We start from the raw sequence: 20,716 nt of genomic DNA, 5'->3' as shown, positions 1-20,716 counted from the left end.
ATTATTGCACAGTCGCGGTGGCGGCGCAGGGCGTTGCGGGCGTTATTCGGCTAATCGCGAAACCGGCGCACGAGATCGCCGAACGCATCGATACGCCGGTCGCGCATGAACGGCCAGATACGACGCAGGGCTTCCGTGCGCGATCGGGCGATATCGGCGACCAGCAACGCGCTGTCCTCGCCGGCCTCGGCCAGCGTCTCGCCCTGCGGGCCGAACACGAAGCTGTGGCCCCAGAAACGGATCTCGGTGCCGGCGTCGCCTTCGACGCCGACCCGGTTGGAGGTGACCACGGCCAGGCTATTGGCGATGGCGTGGCCGCGCTGCACGCCCTGCCAGGCGTCGAGCTGGCGGTGTTGTTCGTCGGCGTCGTCGGTGGCGTCGTCCCATCCGATCGCGGACGGGTAGACAAGCAGTTCGGCGCCGGCCAGGGCCATGAGCCGCGCGGCTTCCGGATACCACTGGTCCCAGCACACGAGCACGCCCAGGCGCCCGATCGACGTGTCGATGGGGGTAAAGCCCAGATCGCCGGGGGTGAAATAATATTTTTCGTAGTATTCCGGGTCGTCCGGAATATGCATCTTCCGATAGCGTCCGGCGATGGAGCCATCGGTATCGAGCACCACGGCCGTGTTGTGATACAGCCCGGCAGCGCGGCGTTCGAACAGCGACGCCACCACGACCACGCCGGCTGCGCGTGCCGCGTCGGCCAGGCGCTCGGTCGACGGACCGGGAATCGGCTCGGCCAGATCGAACAGCGCGGGGTCCTCGCGCTGACAGAAATACGGCGTGTTGTGCAGTTCCGGCAGCAGCACGAGCTGGGCGCCGGCTTCACCGGCACGCTGGATATGATCGAGCGCGGTCTCGAGATTGACCGCGGGATCGGGCGTGCAGGCATATTGCGCCACAGCGACGCGTACGGTGTCGGGGATAGTCATGAGGCTGACGGTATTGCGGGAATCTGCATGGCCGCACAGTGCAGGCCACCGTGCTGGCGAATCAAGGCCCGGCTGTCGATCGGGATGATCTCGCGATTCGGGAACAAGCCGGCAAGAATCGCATGGGCGGGCTCGTCCGCCGGGTCGTTGAACGCTGGCGCGAGCACGCAGCCGTTGGCGATGAGGAAATTGGCATAGCCGGCCGGCAGCCGGTGGCCGTCGTCGGGGTCGTGAATCGGCGCGGGCAGTGGCAGCTCGACCAGCCGATAGGGCGTGTCGTGACGATCGCGCAGCGCGGCGAGTTCGGCCGCCATCGCGGTCAGCGGGGCGTGATGGGCATCGGCCGGGTCGTCACAGCCCTGATAGACGATGGTATCTGTGGCGGCGAAGCGGGCCAGGGTATCGATATGGCCGTCGGTGTCGTCGCCGATGAGATCGCCGTGGGCGAGCCAGTGGACGGTATCCACCCCGAACGCGTTCGCCAGGAGGGACTGGGCCGCATCGCGATCGATATTTGCATTGCGACGCCCGGCGATCAGGCAGCGTTCGGTGGTCAGCAGGGCGCCGTCACCGTTGACCTCGATACTGCCGCCTTCGAGGGTGTGTTCACGGCGTTCGAGTGTGCCTGCGCCGTATGCGCCGGCCGCATGGAGCGCAGCGGTCAGACGGTCGTCGTGACCGGCGTCGAACTGGCCGCCCCAGCCGTCGAAACGAAAATCCAGAAACAGCCGTGCGCCATTTTCGATGACGGTGAGCGGGCCGGTATCCCGGGCCCAGATATCGTCATTGGCGACCTGGACCACCTTCAGGCGGGCGTGGCCGAGTTCGGCCAGTAGCGGATGCGCTGCAATGCTGTAGGCGCACTCGTCGTCGGCGCAGACAAGAATGACCTGCTGGCGCTTGCACAGGGCCGCGGCCATGGCCGCGCTTACATCGCGCGCCGCGGCGAGACCATTGCCCCAGTCGCCGCCGTCGCGGGGCCATACCAGCAACATCGCCTGTTGATGCGCCCATTCGGGCGGCAGCCGGCGTGCGCTCAAGGGTCGCTTCCGGTCAGTTCGTCGGCATGGGCGATCGCTTCCGGATCGTCGGGTATCACGGCATGCAGAACATGATCGAACTCGAAATACAGGCGATAGCCGGGATAGTCCCAGCGCGTGATCGGCGGATCACCGACCGGCGTGTGACGGGTGACCGGCGGGCCGTAGCCGGCCAGCACGTGGTTCATGGTCATGCCACGCGGCGGTGTGCGGGGTGCGGCGTCCGGCGCGGTTTCGGGCGCTGGCGCGGCCGCCTGTGCCGGCGCGTGCGCGGCGGGCATTTCAAGCACGGTGCCGTGCGTGACCTCGTCGGACGCGCCGTAATCGTCGCTCTGTGCGTAGCCGCAGCTGATGAAAATCAGCCCGGCGAGCTGAACTAAAGCCAGCGGATAGGTTCTCATGCGCATGTCATTGTTCCCCTCGGTGCAATCCCGGCGCTGCCCAGTCCCTGCGCCGTAGTGCACCATTATGCTTTAATGCGCGCCCATGTTTAGACCTCTCGAACTCTACGTCGGCCTGAAGTACACCCGGGCGAAGCGACGCAACCATTTCATCTCCTTCATTTCGTCCATATCCATGGGCGGAATTGCGCTGGCGGTGATGTTGCTGATCACGGTGCTGTCCGTCATGAACGGATTCGAGGCGGAGTTGCGCGACCGGATCCTGGGCATGGCATCGCACGTCGAGATATCCAGCGGTCGCGGCTCCCTCGAGGACTGGCAGGGTCTCAAGAAAGAGGTCGACACGCGGGTGTCCGATGTCAACGGCGCGGCGCCCTACATCAGTGGCGAAGGCATGTTGCGCAGTGGCCGCAGCCTGTCCGGCACCCTTATTCGCGGCGTGCTGCCGAACGAAGAGAAGGACGTTTCGGATGTGTCCAGCCACATGGTGGCGGGAAGTTTCGATTCCCTGAAGGACGGCAAGTACCGCATCGTGATCGGCGCTGAACTGGCAGCACTGCTGGGGGTGGATGTCGGTGACAAGGTGGATCTGATGATCCCGACCGCGAACATTACGCCGGCGGGCATCGTGCCGCGTTTCCGACGCTTCACGGTCGGCGGCATCTTCAAAGTCGGCATGTACGAATACGACCGCGGCATGGTCATGATTCACATGGGCGATGCCGCTACGCTCTATCACATGGGCCAGGGCGTCACCGGGCTGCGGCTGCACCTGAAGGACATGTTCGACGCGCCGAATGTGAGCCGCCAGCTGGAAGTGATGTTGCCGCCGGGCAAGCGAGTGTCCGACTGGACCCGCCAGCACGCGAATTTCTTTCACGCCATCGCAACCGAGAAGACGGTGATGTTCATCATCCTGTCGCTGATCATCGCGGTGGCGGCCTTCAATATCGTATCCATGCTGGTAATGGTAGTCACCGACAAGCAGGGCGATATCGCGATCCTGCGCACCCTCGGCCTGACCCCGCGCTCGGTGATGGCGATCTTCATGGTGCAGGGCTCGCTGATCGGCGTGATCGGCACCGGCATCGGGGTGGCGCTGGGCGTGCTGCTGTCCGTGAACATCGAGCATATCGTGCCGTTTCTGGAGAAGGTGCTGAACACCGATCTGCTGTCGGCGGACGTCTACTACATCAGCCAGCTCAAGGCCGAACTGCACGAAGTCGACGTGGTACGCATCATGGGTCTGTCGCTGGTGCTGTCCTTTCTGTCCACGCTTTACCCGGCCTGGCGTGCGGCGCGGGTCCAGCCGGCCGAGGCTCTGCGCTATGAATGATGCGCCGATAAAGACCGAAGATTACAGCGTGCTCGCCTGCTCGAATCTGTCCAAGACGTTCACCGAGGTCCGCGAGCCGGTCACGGTGCTGCGGGATATCGATATGGAAGTCGCGCCCGGCGCCCGGATCGCCGTGATCGGCGCCTCCGGCTCGGGCAAATCGACGTTGCTGCATCTGCTCGGTGGCCTGGACACGCCCACGACCGGCCATATCCGGATCGGCGGACAGGACATGACGCGTCTGTCCAATGCTGCGCGTGGCAAGCTTCGCAACGAAAAACTCGGTTTCATCTACCAGTTCCATCACCTGCTGCCCGAGTTCACCACGGTGGAGAACGTGGCGATGCCGCTGTTGATTCGTCGCGGCAAGAGCAAACCGGCACTGGACGCGGCCCGCGAGCTGCTGGAGAAAGTCGGCCTGGGCGATCGTCTGGATCACAAGCCGACCGAACTGTCCGGTGGCGAGCGCCAGCGGGCGGCCGTCGCACGCGCGCTGGTGACGCGACCGGCCTGTATTCTGGCCGACGAGCCGACTGGCAATCTCGACCACCGCACGGCGGCCAGCGTGTTCGACATGATGCTCGAACTCAACGAGTCGCTGAACACCAGCCTGGTAATGGTCACCCACGACCGTACCCTGGCCCAGCGCATGGACCAGGTCTGGACGCTGTCCGAAGGGCGGCTGGCGCCGGCCCAGGCCGCCGATCTGGCCTGACGTCGTCCGGCCGAGCCGAGTCCGGCCACCGCGCGCTCGACGGCTGTCCCGCCAGTTGACGCCCCTATAGCGTGATGCCCTGTGGATTCGATAGGGTGCGTAGGGCAATAACAAGAACAATATAAAGGCGCGCGTATGCGGCCCTTTTGCGCGGGGACATCGCACGATGACTGACGTGCGCGCTTCGGTGCGCGTATTGTCGCGTGCGCGTCGCCAGATGGCGGCATCGGACGGTGATCCCCGCCTGATGGCGCTGGCCGTCGTGGGCGGCGCGGGTGTGGTCTATTGCCAGCCCGCACCGCCGCATCTTTGGCCGATCGCGCTTGGTCTTGCGTTTTGTCTGTGGCGGTTCCCCGGCCGCATGCTCGTCGCGGTATGCCTGATCACGATCGCCTGGTCCAGTTTTCTCGCCCAGCAGCAGTTGCAGGATCGATGGCCGGCTACCCGCAGCGGCGAGGTCGTGTGGGTGAGCGGCCACGTCGTCGGCCTGCCGGAACACAACGCTTTTCGTACGCGTTTCGTGCTGGAGCGCGATCGCGCGCCGCATCGGTTGCGGCTGTCCTGGTACGACGACGCGCCGGCGCTTGTGCCCGGCCAGTGTCTGCGGGTGAAAGCCAAGCTGGAAACCCCGCACGGCTCCGCCAATCCGGGCACCTTCGACTACGAAGCCTGGTTATGGCGTCGCGGCATCGATGCCACCGGTTATGTGAAGGAGCGCGGCCATTGCGATTTGGCGTGGGCGGGCGGCTGGACCGACCGGTTGCGCGCAGACGCGGTAGCGCGACTCGATGCGATCCTCGGCGATTCGCCCATGCGCGGCATCATCGAAGCCCTGACTCTGGGCGTGCGTCAGGGCATCAGCGATAGTCAATGGACGGTACTGCGCACCACCGGCACCACGCACCTGGTGGCGATATCCGGCCTGCATATCGGTCTGATCGCGACCCTGTTGTATCTTCTTGCGCGCTGGCTGCTGCTGCGCCTCTGGCCCGCGGTGGCGGCCGGGCCGTTGGCCGCGCTGTTCGCATTCGCAGGTGGCGCGGGCTACGCGCTGCTGGCCGGCTTTGCCTTGCCCACACAGCGCGCGCTGGTGATGGTGGCCGTCGGCTTGTACGCGGTGGCCGCAATGCGGGTGGTAGCGCCGAGTCGAATGCTGGCGCTCGCCGCGATCACGGTGGTCGCCTGGGATCCGGCGACGGTCATCGCCCCGGGGTTCTGGCTGTCCTTCGGCGCGGTGGCCTGGTTGCTTTATCTCGGCCAGGGTGCACGCGCTTCGCGCGCCCGTGTGTTCCTGCGACTCCAGTTCGGGCTGGTCGCGGGTCTGATGCCGTTGACCCTGTGGTTCTTTGGCCAGGCATCGCTGATTTCACCGCTGATCAACGCGCTGCTCATTCCGTTGGCGGCCGTGGCCGTGCCGGTACTGCTGGCAGTCACGCTGATGGCCTGTCTCGTGCCGGCGATCGGCGGGCCGCTGCTGCTGGCCATGGCGCGCTTGCTGGAGTTCGGTTGGGGCGGGCTGGTGGCCGCGGCGAACTGGCCGTTGGCTGCGGTTCATCTGGCGCTGCCCGGGCCGCTAGCGCTGCTACTCGCGTTGGCCGGCCTGGTGCTGCTGGCAATGCCGCGTGGCCTGCCTGGGCGATGGCTGGCGTTGATCCTGCTCGTGCCGGCGGTGGCCGGCTGGCGGCCCGCAAACACGGCAATCGGGCCGGGTGCCTACCGCTTGACCGTGCTCGACGTCGGACAGGGGCTGGCGACGGTGGTGCGTACACGCACACATACCCTGGTGTTCGATGCCGGGCCGGCGTATCGAACCGGTTTCAATGCCGGTGATGCATTCGTGGTGCCGTATCTGCGGCACGTCGGCCGCCCACGCGTGGATCGACTGGTCGTCAGTCATTCCGACACCGACCATATCGGCGGCGCGGCGGCAATCGAGAACGCATTGACCGTGCTGAAGCGGCAGGGCGCTCGCAGTCGCCGCCCCTGCGTGGCCGGCCAGCGCTGGCTTTGGGATGGCGTCGTATTCGAGTTTGTCTATCCGACGCCCGCGCAGGCACGCGCTGCTCCCACTACCAATCAGCGATCCTGCGTTCTACGTATCGAAGGCGCGGGCGGCGCAAGCCTGCTCACCGGCGATATCGAGGCGTCGGCAGAGCGGGCACTGGTCGCGCAAGCGCCGGCCAGGCTGGCGGCCCTTGCGCTGGTGGTCGCACACCATGGCAGCGCGAGTTCGTCCTCGCCGGTTTTCGTGGACGCGGTATCGCCGCGTTATGCACTCATTTCCGCGGGCTGGCATAACCAGTGGGGATTCCCGGCGCCTGCCGTCGTGACGCGACTGCGCTCGGTGGGCGCCGAACTGGCGAACACAGCCACCGGCGGCGCATTGCAACTGAACGTGCCGGCCGCCGGCGGGGCGGTCGTGCTCACCCGCTGGCGCGGTATCCATCGGCGTTTCTGGCAGGCACCCTGAGCCGTCTCGGAAAAAGCGCCGGGGCCGCCCGGCTGGCCCGCGCCGGCCGGCACGATTATGATGCCCGATTGCTTGACGGGCTGGAGAAGCTGCATGGGAGACATGCTGGCAGCGGGGGGCTGGCTGATGCTGCCGATCGCGTTGTGTTCGGTCATCGGACTGGCGATCGTCATCGAGCGCGCCTGGATGCTGCGCACGGAGCGGGTCGCGCCCTCGTCGTTAACCGCGCAGATGACGCAGCTCGCCCGCAGCGCGCCGTTGACTGCTGCCGACCGACAGGCACTCGAAGCACATTGTCCGCTCGGCAAGGTCTGGGCCGAAGTGGTGGCCTGTCGCGACGCGGCCATCGACGTGCGGCGGGAACGCATAGAGGAGGCCGGCCGTCGGGCCGCCCACGAGATGACCCGTTATCTGAACACACTCGGCACGATCGCCGCGGTCACGCCGCTGCTCGGGCTGCTGGGTACCGTGGCCGGCATGATTCATATCTTCTCTGCCATGACCGAGGCCGGTCTGGGTGATGCGCAGGCGCTGGCGGGCGGGATCGGTCAGGCGCTGGTCACCACCGCGGCCGGTCTGTGTGTGGCGATTCCAGCGCTCGTCGCCTATCGTTACTTCATCGGCCGCGTGGAGCAGCAGGGTCTGATGCTCGAACAGATGGCGTCTCGCCTGATCGAAGCCCAGCGGCGAACGCTCGCGCGATGAGGTTCGTCAGGCGCGGCGACAACGAGCCGTCGATCAATCTCACGCCGCTGATCGATGTCGTGTTCATTCTCCTGATCTTTTTCATGGTGTCGACGCGATTCGTGGACGAGCAGGAATTGACGCTGGAGTTGCCGGCGGCGAGCGCGGCCCAGCCGGAGGCCACGCCGACCGATCTGACCATCAATGTCAGTCGCGACGGTCGTTATCAAATCGAAGGCCACGTGGTCCCGGCCACGCAGTTGGTCGCGTCACTGCGGGCGCTGCGGGCACAATACCCGCAGCGGTCACTGCGCGTGCGTGCCGACGGCGATGCCCGGCATCAGGCCGTGGTGCGGGTCATGGATGCGGCGTCGACCGCCGGTTTCGCGCGTGTGGATATCGCCACACGCGCACATTGAACACAGGGAAAGCTTTGGCGCGCAAGAAGATCGAAACAGACATGCCGATCGGGGAGATCTATCCGCGATTGCTGCGCTATACCTGGACGCACAAGCGCTGGCTGGGGCTCGCCGCGGTCGGCATGGCCGGTTATGCGGCCACCGATACGGCGTTGATCTATATCCTCAAGCCGTTGCTCGACGGCAGTATCGTCGACCGCGATCCGTGGATGATCCGCTGGATCCCGGCGTTCATGCTCGCCCTGTTCCTGTTTCGCGGCGTGTTCGGCTTTGCCTCGAGTTACGGCATGTCCTGGGTGTCCAACCGGGTGATCTACGAGGTCCGCAGCGATATCTTCGCTCAGTTTCTGCGTCTGCCCTCCAGTTTCTTCGACGCCAACTCGACTGGCAAGACGACGGCAAAGCTGACCTACTACACTGGCCAGATCTCGGGCGCCGCAACCAGTGCAATCACGATCATGGTTCAGGATTCGCTACGGATCGTGGGCTTCACTTTTCTGATGTTCTGGATCAACTGGTCGCTGGCGTTGATCACGCTGCTGGTGGGGCCGATCATCGCCGTGATCGTCAGCTATGTATCCAAGCGTTTTCGGCGCTACAGCGTGAGCATTCAGCAGTCGATCAGCGATATCACCCATATCAGCGAAGAAGTGCTCACCGGCCAGCGGGTGGTCAAGGTGTTCGGCGGCGAGGAACACGAGCGCCGCGGATTCGACCGCATCAACGAGCGCAATCGGCGGATGTCGATGCGCAAGGCGACCACCAGCGCGGCGAGCGTGCCGATCATTCAGATGATTGCCGCGTTTGCGGTGGCGTTCGTTGTCGCGGTGGCCGTGCGCGATACCGGTGGCGGCATCATGTCGCCGGGCGATCTGGCCGCGTTCTTCGGCGCGATGATGGCAATGATGGGCCCGATCAAGCGCCTGACCAGCGTGAACGCGACCATTCAGTCCGGGATGGCGGCGGCGGGCGCGATCTTCGAACTGATCGACGAGCCGGTCGAACTGGACCGCGGCACCCGGACCATCGACAGAGCGCAGGGCCGGATTCGTGCACAGGGGCTGTATTTTCGATATGGCGACACCGACGAAGACGTGCTGCGGAATATCGATTTCGAGGTCGAGCCGGGGCAGACGGTGGCCTTCGTCGGCCGGTCGGGCAGCGGCAAGTCGACACTGTTGTCGCTGCTGCCGCGTTTCTACGATTACCAGCAGGGCAGTATTCATCTGGATGGCCACGAACTGCGCGAATACCGGCTGGCCGATCTACGCAGCCAGATCAGTCTCGTCGACCAGAACGTGGTCCTGTTCAACGACACGATTGCGGGCAATATCGCCTACGGCGTGCTCGGCGGCGCCGATCGCAAGACCATCGAGGACGCCGCCCAGCGTGCCTATGCCGCGGATTTCATCGAGGCGCTGCCCGACGGCTACGACACACGCGTCGGCCAGAACGGCATCATGCTCTCGGGCGGCCAGCGCCAGCGCATCGCGATCGCACGGGCGCTGCTCAAGGATGCGCCGATTTTGATCCTGGACGAAGCGACCTCGGCCCTGGATACCGAGTCCGAACGCGCCATCCAGCAAGGCCTGGACAATCTGATGCGCAATCGCACGACGCTGGTCATCGCCCATCGCCTGTCCACGATTCAGGACGCCGATCGCATCGTCGTGCTGCACGACGGCGAACTCGTGGAGCAGGGCACCCACGCGCAGCTCATGGCAAAGGACGGCCACTACCGCGGTCTGCACGATATCCAGTTCGCGCGGCCGGGTTAGTTTACCCATGGCCGGCGCACTCGAGCGCAGCTGGTATCGACGCGACGGCGCGTGGCCGCTGCTCAAGCCGCTGGCCTGGCTGTTCGGTCGGGTGGTGGCGCTGCGGCGGCTCGCCTACGCGCAGGGCTGGCTGAAGAGCCGGCGCGTCCCGGTGCCAGTGCTGGTCGTCGGCAACATCACCGTCGGCGGCAGCGGCAAGACACCGCTCACGCTGGCACTGGTGGCGCGGCTGGTGGCGCGCGGGCGCCGGGTCGGGGTGGTCTCACGCGGCTATGGCGGCAAGGCGGCGCGCTATCCGTTGCAGGTCGCGCCCGACACGCCGTCCGCGCAGTCCGGCGACGAACCGCTGTTGATTGCCTGTCGTAGTGCGGCGCGGGTGGTCGTCGACCCCGATCGGCCGCGCGCGGCGATAACGCTTGTAGAACAGTCGCAGGTGGATATGGTGATCGCCGACGACGGTCTCCAGCATTATGCGTTGGCGCGCGATGCCGAGATCGCGGTGACCGATTCGCGTCGCGGCCTGGGTAACGGCTGGCTGTTGCCCGCCGGGCCGCTGCGTGAGCCGCCTGAGCGCCTCGATGGGGTCGATCTATCCCTGATTCACGGCGCGGGCGAGGATTTCTGGCTGGCGCCGGTGGGCGCGGTCTCGCTGGTGGACGATCGGACGCGCCCGCTGGCCGATTTTCGAGACGCGACCGTGCATGCCGTGGCCGGTATCGGCGACCCGGGGCGGTTTTTCTCGATGCTCCGCGAACATGCGATCGAAGTGATCGAGCACGCCCAACCGGATCACCACGTCTATCGCGCCGCCGATATCGTCTTCGATGACGGGCTGCCGGTGCTGATGACCGAAAAGGACGCGGTAAAATGCCGTGACTTCGCCGACGCACGTCACTGGTCGGTGCCGGTCGAACTGGTATTTTCGCCGGCCTGCGAGGCTCGCGTCGACGCCTTGCTGGACCGCCTGTGTGCGCTGCCGCTGACAAAGAGGAAGCATCTGTCGTGAGTTTCATTGTCGTCATCCCGGCCCGTCTGGCCAGCACCCGCTTGCCCAACAAGGTATTGCGAGAGCTCGCCGGGGAGCCGATGCTGGCGCATGTCTGCCGGGCGGCGCTGGCCAGCCGCGCCGAGCGCGTGATCGTGGCCACCGACAGTACGGCGATTGCCGACGCCGGGCAGATCGCTGGCGCTGAAGTGGCCATGACCCGGAGCGATCACAGCTGCGGCAGCGATCGTATCGCCGAGGTGGTGACCACGCTGGCCCTGCGCGACGACCAGATCGTGGTCAACGTGCAGGCCGACGAGCCGTTGATGCCGGTGGTGCTCATCGATCAGGTCGGTCAGGCACTGATGGATGATCCCGGCGCGGGCATGGCCAGCGCGCGCACGCCGATCGTCGACGCGGCCGACTTCGTCAATCCCAATATCGTCAAGGTTGTCAGCAGTGCAAGCGGGCGAGCGCTTTATTTCAGCCGCGCGCCGATCCCGTTTCATCGCGCCAGCGGCAACCAGGAGGTGATGGGGCTGGGCTACCGGCATCTGGGCATCTATGCGTATCGCGTCGCCGCGCTCAAGCGTTTTTCGGCCGCGCCGGTCAGTGCCCTCGAGCAGCATGAATCCCTGGAGCAGCTGCGAGCGTTCGATCTCGAGCTCGGCATCGCGATGGTCACGGCCGCGCAGCTGCCCGGCCCCGGTGTCGACACCGAGGCGGATCTGATCGCGGTGGCGCGTCTGCTGGAGGGCCCGGGCAGTGCATGAACCATTGGACACATGCGCCGTACTGTTCGTCTGCCTGGGCAATATCTGTCGATCGCCGACCGCGCACGGCGTGTTTCGCGCCCACGTGGCCCAGGCGGGGTTGACGGGGCGCATCAGCATCGATTCGGCTGGCACCGGCGACTGGCATATCGGCAAGCCGCCGGATGCAAGGGCCACGGCGGTCGCCGCCCAACGCGGTACCGAAATCGGCGATCTGCGCGCCCGCCAGGTGACGCCGGCCGATCTGCAGCGCTTCGATTATGTGCTCGCCATGGATGACGCCAATCTCGGCGCGCTCGAGCAGATGGCCAGCCGCGCCGGCCAAGCGAACGCTCGTATAAGCCTGTTCGGGGACTTCAGCGCCCGATTTCACGGTGAGCCGGTGCCCGACCCGTATTTCGGCGGCGAGCGAGGCTTCGAACAGGTACTCGACATGATCGAGGACGCCGCGGCGGGACTGCTCGATGAAATTCGAGCACGACTCCAGACGCCCTCCGGCGGTCGCTAGCCAGTAGCTGATCGTCGCCGAGCTGCTCGTCGGCAAAGGTAAGCTGCCTACGCGCCGCGATGCAGACCGCGCCCATGAAAAAGGCCCCGCACGGCAGCGCCGGCGGGGCCTTGTCATGCCACGCTCAGTTGCCGCTAGGAATTGGGCGTCGCGCTGGTGCCTTCTTCTTCATCGGCGTCCTCGTCCGCGGAGCGTGTCTCCACTTGTTGTAGCGAGGAGTCCTCGGTCGACGATTTCTCGACCACGCTCTTTGCCCTGGCGCGCGGCCTGGCTTTCGGGGCTTCTGACGATTGCGGTGCGTTCTCGTCTTCGGCTTTCGTGTCGATGACCACGTCTTCGATCTCTTCCTGAGTCCGAGGCGCGTCGGCCTCGGTCTCGACCTGCTGTGTGGCCACGGCGGGCTCGGGCGAGACCTTCTCATCAGCATCGTTCGACCCGGCAGGCGCCCCCTGCGGCTCTGCCGCCGGCGCGGATGTCGTGGCGTCGTCGGCTGAGGCTTGTTCGTCTGCCGGCGCGGATTCGGGCTTCTTTCTCGGTTTGCGCGGGCGCCGTGGTGCTTTCGCTTTAGCAGGCTTTTCCGAGGCTCCGCTGGCGGTGGCATCCGTACTCGTTTCTGCAGTCTCGACCGGGGCATCGGCTGTTTCGGTCGGGGCGTCGGTCTGTGTGCTGGCGTGGGAATGAGCCTCTTCCGACGGCGGGGCGGCCTGGTTTTCAGACGCCACACGCGCGTTCTCGCTGGCCTTGATCGCCGACCACGGTTCCTCGTCGTCCGGTGCCTGGATTTTTGCCGGGGCACTGGCTTTCGACTGCGCCTGCTTCGGCTGCTCGGCGCTGTTTTCGCCGCTGTCGGCATTCAGCGGTGAATCGTCGCTTTGACGCGGCGTCTGCGCGGTCTGATCCACGTCGTCGCTCGGCTGCTCGTCGACGCGGGGCGCTGTGCTCTGCGTATCCCGGTCGTCGGCGGCCTCGCTGTTACGGTTGTGCTCGGAGGACGTGTCCGCGGAAGCGGCATCATCGGCGCTGGCCGAGTTGTTTTCGTTCGTGCTGCTGGCGTTGTTGTCCTCGGAGGACGCTGCCGAGCTGTTGCGGTTGCGGCCACCGCGACGCCCGCGGCCACCACGACGGCGGCGGCGACGGCCGTTGCCATTGTTCTGGCTGTCGTTGTTATCGTCGTTCTGTCGGTCCGACGCGTTCGGATTCGCGGTCGCTTGCTGCGTAGTGCCGGCGTCGTCGGTCTGAGCCGCAGAGTCCGCAGCACGGTTGTTGTCTTCGGGCGCCTTGTCGTTGCGGTTGTTATGCGTCGCGGACCGGCTCTTCTGCTTCTCGGCTGTGCCGTTCGCCGAGCCATCGGCCGATGCGCTGCTTTTGTCGTCTGCGGCCGACTTGTCGTGATCGGATTTCTTGCGCGCGTTGTCGTTGTTGTCGCCGGCATTGCCGCGCTCCGGCTTGCGGCCGTCGCCCTGGGCGCCGTCGTTCTTCTGGCCGCCGCGACGATTGCGACCGCCGCGACGTGAGCGGTTGTTGCTACTGCCGCCATCGTCGGCACCGCGCCGTGAGCGACTGGGCCGGCTCTTGCGCGGTGCGCCATCATCGCTGCTGGTGCCGCTATCCTGCTTGTCGGCACGTGCCTTGCTCGCCTTCTTCCGGTTGGCTTGGGCGGCCGCGGTCTCGACCGGCTTGTCGGTCTTGGCGGGCTTTTTGGGCGCCGGACTGCTACCAGAAAACATGCGACGCAGAGCGTCCAGGAGCTGCTGCCAGGGCGTCATGGTGGCAACGGCGGCCGCCGTTGTTGCCGATGCGGCAGCTTCCGCAGCCTGTGCCTGCTGGGGTGCTGGTGTGCGGTCGATGACCGGCGCGTCCGGCCGGCTCACGCGTTTGACCGCCGGTTCTTCACGGGTCGCGGTCGCGCGACCGGCATGATCGGGCTCGACGGGCTTCTCGATCTCGACATGGGTATCGATCCGATAGCTGGTGGCGTCGTTCTCGTCCTCGGCGAGCTGATCACCGCGTACGCGCCGGATTTCATAATGCGGGGTTTCAAGCGTGCCGTTGGGCACCAGCGTGACCTGGGTCTTCGAGCGTTTCTCCACGCCCGAAATATCGTCGCGTTTTTCATTGAGCAGGAAACTCGCGACCGCCACCGGCAGTTGCACGATGACGCGCCCGGTTGAGGGCTTCATTGCCTCTTCCTCGAGCAGGCGCAGGATCGACAGCGACAGCGATTCGACGCTGCGGATGCTGCCTCGGCCCAGGCAACGCGGGCAGGCCTGGCTCGAATATTCCGACAGCGATGGTTTGAGGCGCTGGCGAGACATTTCCAGCAGACCGAAACGCGAGATACGGCCGATCTGAACGCGTGCGCGATCGACCTTGGCGGCCTGCTTGAGGCGATTCTCGACTTCACGCTGGTTCTTGCTGCTCTCCATGTCGATGAAGTCGATCACCACCAGTCCGCCCAGATCGCGGATACGCAGCTGGCGCGCGACTTCCTCGGCGGCTTCGAGATTGGTGTTGAATGCGGTTTCCTCGATGCCGCCGCCCTTGGTGGCACGCGCCGAATTGATATCGACCGAGGTCATCGCCTCGGTATGATCGATGACGATGGAGCCGCCCGAGGGCAGGGTGACTTCGCGCTCGAAGGCGGACTCGATCTGCGATTCGACCTGGAAGCGCGAGAACAGCGGCGTTTCGTCGGTGTAGTACTTTAGCTTGTTGAGCGCATGCGGCATCACCTGCTGCATGAATTCGCGGCCGGTGGCGTAGATTTCGTCCTGGTCGATGACGACTTCGCCGATATCGTCGCGCAGGTAGTCACGCAGCGCCCGGATGATGACGTTGGATTCCTGATAGACGAGGAAGGGCGCCTTGCGATCCTCAGCGGCTTCGTTGATCGCCTTCCAGACCTGGGCCAGATAATCCAGATCCCACTGCAGTTCCTCGGCACACCGACCGACACCGGCGGTACGCACGATCACGCCCATCCCATTGGGGACTTCGACCTGGTTGAGCGCCTCGCGCAGTTCGTTGCGTTCCTCGCCCTCGATGCGGCGTGACACGCCGCCCGCACGCGGATTGTTCGGCATGAGCACGAGGTAGCGCCCGGCCAGGCTGACGAACGTGGTAAGCGCGGCACCCTTGTTGCCGCGTTCTTCCTTTTCGACCTGGACGATGATTTCCTGGCCTTCGGACAGCGCATATTTGATGCTGTCCTTGCCGTTGCCGGCATCGCCGTTCTTGCTCTTGTTCTTGTCGAAGTATTCCTTGGCGACTTCCTTGAGCGGCAGGAAACCGTGGCGATTGCCGCCGTAATCGATGAAGGCGGCTTCGAGACTGGGTTCGACGCGCGTCACGCGGCCCTTGTAGATATTGGCCTTGCGCTGTTCGCGACTGCCGACCTCTATGTCTAGATCATGAAGTTTCTGGCCATCGACGATGGCCACGCGCAGCTCTTCGGGCTGCGTGGCGTTGATAAGGATGCGTTTCATGCAATTGGATCTCTACGGGCGCTCGACTGTTGGCGATCGCCGCTTGCGGTAGACGCAAGCACGCGACGGCTGCCGCGTTGACGCGCTTATCCAGCCCATGGAGGGCGAGAAGGATTACGCGGTAGGCGACAACAAAAAGACAGGAGCGCATGAATGGATTAATAACTCTTGGCGGAGGACACGCTGGGCTGGAGGGCCATGCTAGGCTTTGGCCCAAGCGACGCAGCGTGTGGCATATAACTGTCGGTCGGCGAACTCAGCCCGCGCGGTAAGTGCTTCGGCAGGCTGCTTTATCGGCTCGACCTTGGGAGTGTAATCTGACTACGGCACCCGCTCAAGTACGCCATGTCCGTATCGATGCGAACGATGACGGCATGCGGCTCGATAATTTCCTGTTGCGCGTATTCAAGAACGTTCCGAAATCGCGGATCTACAAGATCATCCGCAGCGGCGAAGTGCGCGTGAACAGTGGCCGCGCGAAGCCCAGCACCCGGTTGGCCGAGCACGACCAGGTGCGGCTGCCGCCGGTGCGCCAGAAAGAGCGACCCGGCCCGGGCCGCCCGCCGGATGCGCTCGTGCAGCGGGTCGATCGAGCGCTCGCCGCGCAAACCGACGACTATCTGCTGTTCAACAAGCCGGCCGGCCTGGCGGTCCATGCGGGTAGCGGGCTGCGCTTCGGTCTGATCGAAGTGCTGCGGGTGGCGCGTGGCGGCGAATACGTGGAACTGGTGCATCGCCTGGATCGCCAGACCAGCGGCTGTCTGCTGGTCGCGCGTTCGCGGCGCGCGCTCGACGGTCTGCGCGCCGCGCTCAACGATGTCTCGACCCGCAAGCGCTATCTTGCGCTGGTCGACGGCCGGTGGCGACATGGCCACATCGAGGTGGATGCGCCGCTGTCACGCGACAACGAGCGTAGCGGCGAACGCATGGTGGAAGTGGATCGCGTGCGCGGGCGCGCGAGCATCTCCGTGTTCTCGCCAATGGCTTATTACCGGGATGCCACGCTCATGGCGGTGGAAATTCGCACCGGCCGCACCCATCAGATACGGGTGCACGCTGCGCATATGGGGCATCCGGTCGCGGCAGACGAGAAATACGGTATCAACGAGCGCCTGGCGGATTGGCGCGAACAGGGGCTCAAACGCATGTTCCTACATGCCGAAAATCTGCAGATGGACTACGCCGGCCAACGGCTTGATCTGAACGCGCCGTTGCCTAGCGATCTGGCGACCGTGCTCGAACGCCTGGAGCCCGGAGAATGAAGCGCTACGAGCTACTCGTATTCGACTGGGACGGCACGCTCATGGATTCCGCCGGCGAGATCGTGTCCGCGATGCAGCAGGCGATCCAGAGCACCGGCCTGCCCGAGCGCACGCCCGAGCAGATGCGCGAACTGATCGGGCTGGGCCTCAACGACGTGCTGGCGCGTCTTTTCCCCGATCTCGACCCGCAGGCGGTACGGGCGCGTATTGATCGTTATCGATCACGCTATGGCATGCAGCGCAGCAAGGCACGCTTGTTCGAACCGGTGATGGCGGCGCTCGAGGCGATGCGAGCCGAGGGCTATGTCATGGCCGTGGCGACCGGCAAGGGCCGGCGCGGTCTCGATGCCGCCATGGCGGCGACCGCGACCGCCGATTTCTTTCGTTTTACGCGCTGCGCCGACGAGTCGGTACCCAAGCCGGCACCCGACATGCTCGAGGATATTCTGCTGCGCGCGGCCACCGAACCGGCGCGCGCCCTGATGATCGGCGATACCGAATACGACATGGCGATGGCCGCTGCTGCGGGGGTCGACGGGGTCGGCGTGGCCTGTGGCGTGCATGACCGTGCTCGCTTGCGGCGGGCCGGGGCGCTGGATGTGCTCGACACCGTCGAGCAACTGCCGGCGTGGCTGCTCAGCCGCTGATCCGTATAGCGATCAAGGGACGGTAATGCCGGCCTCGGCCAGAAAACGACGCAGGGTGATCAACGGCAGGCCGACCAGGGCGGAGGGATCGCGCGATTCGATCGACTCGACGAGCGTGATCCCCAGACCTTCGGACTTGATACTGCCCGCGGTTGCGGTCACATCCTCGGCGGCGACATAGCGGTCGATTTCAGCGTCGCTGAGTTCGCGAAACCTTGTAGTCACGGTTTCGACCGTCACCAGCGGCCCGGCCAGGTTCGGCCCGCATACACATAGACCGGAATGAAAGGCGACAGACTGACCGGACTGCTTGCGCAGTTGTTCCTTCGCGTGCGCGATAGTGCCGGGTTTGCCCAGAATCTCGCCGGCGACGTCCGCCACCTGGTCGGCCCCGATCACCACCGCTTCAGGCCAGGCCTGGGCGATGCTCTGCGCCTTGGTCTGAGCCAGCCGACGCGCAAGGTCGATCGGTGCTTCGCCGGGGCGCGGCGTTTCATCGATCTCCGGTGACGTGGCTTCAAAACGGATCTGGAACTGACGCAGCAGCTGGCGCCGCCACGGCGAGCTGGAGGCCAGGATCAATAAAGGGGTGTGTTGTGCATTCATGCTCGACAAGCCGTTACCGAAACCGGAGGACGCGCAGGATAAACGATCGGCGGCGATATTTCGCATCGCACAGCGCAGCGACACAGTCGCTCGGCGCCACGAATACTTTGACTTGAGGGGCTTTCACCCCTAATATCGCGCGCCATGAACACGCCGGGCACGCTGGCTCACCACGTCGACTTCCGACGGCTGGCCACCCAGCAACGGGAAATCGACGGCGAGCTGTACTTATCCCAGTTGCCGCGCATGATCGCCGAGATGGCGGCCGGCGCGGACGCTAGTGGTGCGGTACGCGTGCACCTGCGGTTCAGTGAAGATGGCCAGCGGCGTGTAAACGTCGCCGGCTCGATCGAGACGACATTGACGCTAACCTGTCAGCGTTGCCTCGAGGCCTTCGACAAGCACATGTCCGTCGCGGTGGCGGGTGTGGTCGTGGGTGACGACGATGCCGCGGCCAACGTGCCGCGCGCAGATGAGCCGATTCTGGCGGAGGGCGATACACTCGATCTCCACACGATGGTAAGCGACGAGCTTCTGCTCGCGCTGCCGCCGGTGGCGCGATGTGGTCGACCCGACTGCGTGTCAAACTACGAGCATGTGGCCGGCACGCCGGAACCGGCAATAGACGACAAACACAACAATCCGTTCGCGGTCTTGGGTCAGCTCAAGCGCGGCGATTGACCGATTTTCTTAAAAACGCTGGAAGACGTAATACGCCATGGCCGTCCAGAAAAACCGCAAATCCCGCTCCAAGCGCGACAAACGCCGTACCCACGATCATATGGTGCATCCCACGCTGTCGATCGATCAGACCACCGGCGAAACCCATCGTCGCCATCACGTCACGCGTGACGGCTTCTATCGCGGCCGCCGGGTCGTGAATATCGGCGACGAAGCGTAGCTGCCGACTAGACCGCCGGCCGGCCACCTCGCGTGGGTGTCCGGCGGTCACTTCCCATGACACGTATAGCCGTCGACGCGATGAGCGGCGACCGCGGCGCGCGTGTGGCCGTCGATGCCGCACTGTCGTGCCTGGCGGCGCACGCGGATCTCGAGATCGTGCTGGTGGGCGACGAGGCCGCGCTCAAGACCGAGATCGCCCGTCATCGCAAGAAGGCCCATGCCGAGCGCGCGTCGGTACGCCACGCGGGCGAGGTCGTGGGCATGTGCGAATCGCCCGCGCGCTCTTTGCGCCAGAAGAAAGACTCGTCCATGCGCGTGGCGATCAACCTCGTGCATGGCGGCGAGGTGCAGGCCTGCGTGTCCGCGGGCAATACCGGCGCGCTGATGGCGACGGCGCGCTTCGTGCTCAAGACCCTGTCCGGTATCGACCGGCCCGCGATCATCTCCCCGATCCCGTCGCAGCGCGGCCACACGCTGATGCTCGACCTCGGCGCCAATGCGGAATGCACCCCCGAGCAGCTGTTTCAGTTCGGAGTGATGGGGGCCGTGCTGGCCACCGCGGTGCATGGTATCGAATCACCACGCGTGGGCCTGCTCAATATCGGTGCGGAGGAGATCAAGGGAAACCTGCAGATCCAGCAGGCCGGCAAGCTGCTGTCGGACAGCCAGCTCAACTATATCGGTTTCGTCGAAGGCGACGATATCTATATCGGCGATGTCGACGTGGTGGTCTGCGACGGCTTTGTCGGCAATGTGGCGCTCAAGACCAGCGAAGGGCTCGGCAAGTTGATCGCCCAGTTCCTGCGCGAGGAGTTCTCCCGCAACGCGCTGACCCGCACGGCGGCTTTCTTTGCCCTGCCGGTGCTCAAGGCGTTCCGGTTGCGCGTGGATCCGCGTCAGTACAACGGCGCGACATTCGTCGGCCTGCAGGGCACCGTGATCAAGTCGCACGGGGATGCCGACGCGGTGGCATTCGCCAGCGCGATCAATGTGGCGCGCATGGAAGTCGAGCAGCGCGTACCCGAACGCATCCGCGAGCTGCTGGCCGAGAATCTGGGCGAGTGACCGGGCCGTCGATCACGGCGCGCATCGTGATTTGTCAGGGGTGCGTATAGGCAGACTCCCTCGGCTCGACGACTTGGGCCGGGCATCGGGAATGCGTATTGCGCGCGGTCTTGCTGGGTCTGCTTCAGCTGGCGCGAAGCGGGCGTATTGGCCGGGCCTGGATTCTCCGGCCGGCCGGGGCGTGAGGCGGTCATCGATGCCGTGACGCGACGATTCGCGATTGATTTCACGCTCCCAAATCCCTATATCCTGCGTATTGTGAATTTGGGTGCGACCCGCGACGTGCGCTGGCAGGACGCCAGCCCCGCGCGAGCCGAGGGACAGTGATGAGTCAGACCGATAAACCCAAGCCAGCTGTCGAGGATGATGGCGAAACCGTTGTCCAGACCAGCAAGCCCAAGACCAAGCAGCCGCCGCTGTACAAGGTCATCATGCATAACGATGACTACACGCCGATGGAGTTCGTGGTCGAGGTGCTGCTGACCTATTTCAACCTTGACCGCGAGCAGGCGGTGCAGGTGATGCTGACGGTGCATACCCGCGGCAAGGCAGTGGCTGGCACGTTTACTGCTCAGATTGCGGAGACGAAGGTGGCGATGGTCAACGACCACGCGCGTGCCCATCAACACCCGCTCTTGTGTACTATGGAAAAAGCCTGATCGTCGCGATTCGCTAAGTCAGATCTGGCCTCAATCGAACGTCAC

The 20,716-nt window shown here is 65.0% G+C and carries 20 protein-coding genes; 15 read left to right on the top strand and 5 right to left on the bottom strand.

Going from position 1 to position 20,716, the window contains the following annotated elements:
• Positions 1 to 50: 50 nt before the first annotated feature.
• Genes ACFOSU_RS11350 through ACFOSU_RS11340 form a run of 3 tightly spaced genes read right to left on the bottom strand, consistent with a single transcriptional unit; the run spans position 51 to position 2,382 of the window.
• Positions 51 to 935 (bottom strand): carbon-nitrogen hydrolase, encoded by an 885-nt coding sequence (locus tag ACFOSU_RS11350; RefSeq protein WP_380689661.1) that lies wholly within the window; start codon positions 933 to 935, stop codon positions 51 to 53.
• Complete coding sequence (locus ACFOSU_RS11345; RefSeq protein WP_380689659.1) at positions 932 to 1,975, bottom strand: agmatine deiminase family protein; 1,044 nt, start codon at positions 1,973 to 1,975, stop codon at positions 932 to 934. Before ACFOSU_RS11345 ends, ACFOSU_RS11350 begins: the two co-directional genes overlap by 4 nt.
• A complete protein-coding gene (locus ACFOSU_RS11340) occupies positions 1,972 to 2,382 on the bottom strand; it encodes a hypothetical protein (RefSeq protein WP_380689657.1) in 411 nt (136 codons plus the stop codon). The genes ACFOSU_RS11345 and ACFOSU_RS11340 overlap by 4 nt, the downstream gene beginning before the upstream one ends.
• A 79-nt stretch (positions 2,383 to 2,461) precedes the next feature.
• Here ACFOSU_RS11340 and ACFOSU_RS11335 point away from each other — a divergent pair, with 79 nt between their 5' ends.
• From ACFOSU_RS11335 to ACFOSU_RS11295, 9 genes are all read left to right on the top strand, one after another.
• On the top strand, positions 2,462 to 3,712 hold the full coding sequence (locus ACFOSU_RS11335) for a lipoprotein-releasing ABC transporter permease subunit (RefSeq protein ID WP_380689655.1): 1,251 nt from the start codon (positions 2,462 to 2,464) through the stop codon (positions 3,710 to 3,712).
• The gene (lolD, locus tag ACFOSU_RS11330) at positions 3,705 to 4,427 is read left to right on the top strand and encodes a lipoprotein-releasing ABC transporter ATP-binding protein LolD (protein ID WP_380689653.1); all 723 of its coding nucleotides are present in this window, start codon (positions 3,705 to 3,707) and stop codon (positions 4,425 to 4,427) included. Before ACFOSU_RS11335 ends, lolD begins: the two co-directional genes overlap by 8 nt.
• A 166-nt stretch (positions 4,428 to 4,593) precedes the next feature.
• The gene (locus tag ACFOSU_RS11325) at positions 4,594 to 6,897 is read left to right on the top strand and encodes a DNA internalization-related competence protein ComEC/Rec2 (protein WP_380689651.1); all 2,304 of its coding nucleotides are present in this window, start codon (positions 4,594 to 4,596) and stop codon (positions 6,895 to 6,897) included.
• Positions 6,898 to 6,990: 93 nt separating this feature from the next.
• Positions 6,991 to 7,602 carry a MotA/TolQ/ExbB proton channel family protein gene (locus ACFOSU_RS11320; protein WP_380689649.1) on the top strand — a complete coding sequence of 204 codons (612 nt, stop codon included), beginning with the start codon at positions 6,991 to 6,993 and terminating at the stop codon, positions 7,600 to 7,602.
• Positions 7,599 to 8,000 (top strand): ExbD/TolR family protein, encoded by a 402-nt coding sequence (locus tag ACFOSU_RS11315; RefSeq protein ID WP_380689647.1) that lies wholly within the window; start codon positions 7,599 to 7,601, stop codon positions 7,998 to 8,000. The genes ACFOSU_RS11320 and ACFOSU_RS11315 overlap by 4 nt, the downstream gene beginning before the upstream one ends.
• Before the next feature lie 41 nt (positions 8,001 to 8,041).
• The gene (gene msbA / locus ACFOSU_RS11310; RefSeq protein WP_380689645.1) at positions 8,042 to 9,778 is read left to right on the top strand and encodes a lipid A export permease/ATP-binding protein MsbA; all 1,737 of its coding nucleotides are present in this window, start codon (positions 8,042 to 8,044) and stop codon (positions 9,776 to 9,778) included.
• Between the two features lie 7 nt (positions 9,779 to 9,785).
• Positions 9,786 to 10,784, top strand: a complete 999-nt coding sequence (lpxK, locus tag ACFOSU_RS11305; protein ID WP_380689643.1) for a tetraacyldisaccharide 4'-kinase — start codon at positions 9,786 to 9,788, stop codon at positions 10,782 to 10,784.
• Positions 10,781 to 11,536, top strand: a complete 756-nt coding sequence (kdsB, locus tag ACFOSU_RS11300) for a 3-deoxy-manno-octulosonate cytidylyltransferase (RefSeq protein WP_380689641.1) — start codon at positions 10,781 to 10,783, stop codon at positions 11,534 to 11,536. Before lpxK ends, kdsB begins: the two co-directional genes overlap by 4 nt.
• Positions 11,529 to 12,044, top strand: coding sequence for a low molecular weight protein-tyrosine-phosphatase (locus ACFOSU_RS11295; RefSeq protein WP_380689639.1), 516 nt, complete (start codon positions 11,529 to 11,531; stop codon positions 12,042 to 12,044). The genes kdsB and ACFOSU_RS11295 overlap by 8 nt, the downstream gene beginning before the upstream one ends.
• Positions 12,045 to 12,178: 134 nt before the next feature.
• Here the strand turns inward: ACFOSU_RS11295 and ACFOSU_RS11290 are convergent, their stop codons facing one another.
• Complete coding sequence (locus ACFOSU_RS11290; RefSeq protein WP_380689637.1) at positions 12,179 to 15,529, bottom strand: Rne/Rng family ribonuclease; 3,351 nt, start codon at positions 15,527 to 15,529, stop codon at positions 12,179 to 12,181.
• A gap of 374 nt (positions 15,530 to 15,903) precedes the next feature.
• Between ACFOSU_RS11290 and ACFOSU_RS11285 the strand changes: the two genes are divergently transcribed.
• Entirely contained in the window at positions 15,904 to 16,791 is an 888-nt protein-coding gene (locus tag ACFOSU_RS11285; RefSeq protein ID WP_380689635.1) for an RluA family pseudouridine synthase, read from the top strand.
• Positions 16,788 to 17,438 carry an HAD family hydrolase gene (locus tag ACFOSU_RS11280; RefSeq protein WP_380689633.1) on the top strand — a complete coding sequence of 217 codons (651 nt, stop codon included), beginning with the start codon at positions 16,788 to 16,790 and terminating at the stop codon, positions 17,436 to 17,438. The genes ACFOSU_RS11285 and ACFOSU_RS11280 overlap by 4 nt, the downstream gene beginning before the upstream one ends.
• Before the next feature lie 12 nt (positions 17,439 to 17,450).
• Here ACFOSU_RS11280 and ACFOSU_RS11275 read toward each other — a convergent pair whose 3' ends face one another.
• Positions 17,451 to 18,044: a Maf family protein gene (locus tag ACFOSU_RS11275; RefSeq protein WP_380689631.1), complete on the bottom strand. Its 594-nt coding sequence runs from the start codon at positions 18,042 to 18,044 to the stop codon at positions 17,451 to 17,453.
• A 144-nt stretch (positions 18,045 to 18,188) separates the two neighbouring features.
• On the opposite strand from ACFOSU_RS11275, the gene ACFOSU_RS11270 reads away from it, so the two are divergent.
• From ACFOSU_RS11270 to clpS, 4 genes are all read left to right on the top strand, one after another.
• On the top strand, positions 18,189 to 18,725 hold the full coding sequence (locus tag ACFOSU_RS11270) for a YceD family protein (protein ID WP_380689629.1): 537 nt from the start codon (positions 18,189 to 18,191) through the stop codon (positions 18,723 to 18,725).
• A 37-nt stretch (positions 18,726 to 18,762) separates the two neighbouring features.
• Positions 18,763 to 18,945: a 50S ribosomal protein L32 gene (gene rpmF, locus ACFOSU_RS11265; protein ID WP_380689627.1), complete on the top strand. Its 183-nt coding sequence runs from the start codon at positions 18,763 to 18,765 to the stop codon at positions 18,943 to 18,945.
• A gap of 56 nt (positions 18,946 to 19,001) precedes the next feature.
• A complete protein-coding gene (gene plsX, locus ACFOSU_RS11260) occupies positions 19,002 to 20,012 on the top strand; it encodes a phosphate acyltransferase PlsX (RefSeq protein WP_380689625.1) in 1,011 nt (336 codons plus the stop codon).
• A 326-nt stretch (positions 20,013 to 20,338) separates the two neighbouring features.
• A complete protein-coding gene (clpS, locus tag ACFOSU_RS11255) occupies positions 20,339 to 20,671 on the top strand; it encodes an ATP-dependent Clp protease adapter ClpS (RefSeq protein WP_380689623.1) in 333 nt (110 codons plus the stop codon).
• Positions 20,672 to 20,716: the final 45 nt, after the last annotated feature.

It is taken from the genome of Salinisphaera aquimarina (assembly GCF_042643355.1).
Taxonomy (GTDB): Bacteria; Pseudomonadota; Gammaproteobacteria; order Nevskiales; family Salinisphaeraceae; genus Salinisphaera; species Salinisphaera aquimarina.
This window is presented reverse-complemented; position numbering and strand designations above follow the sequence as displayed.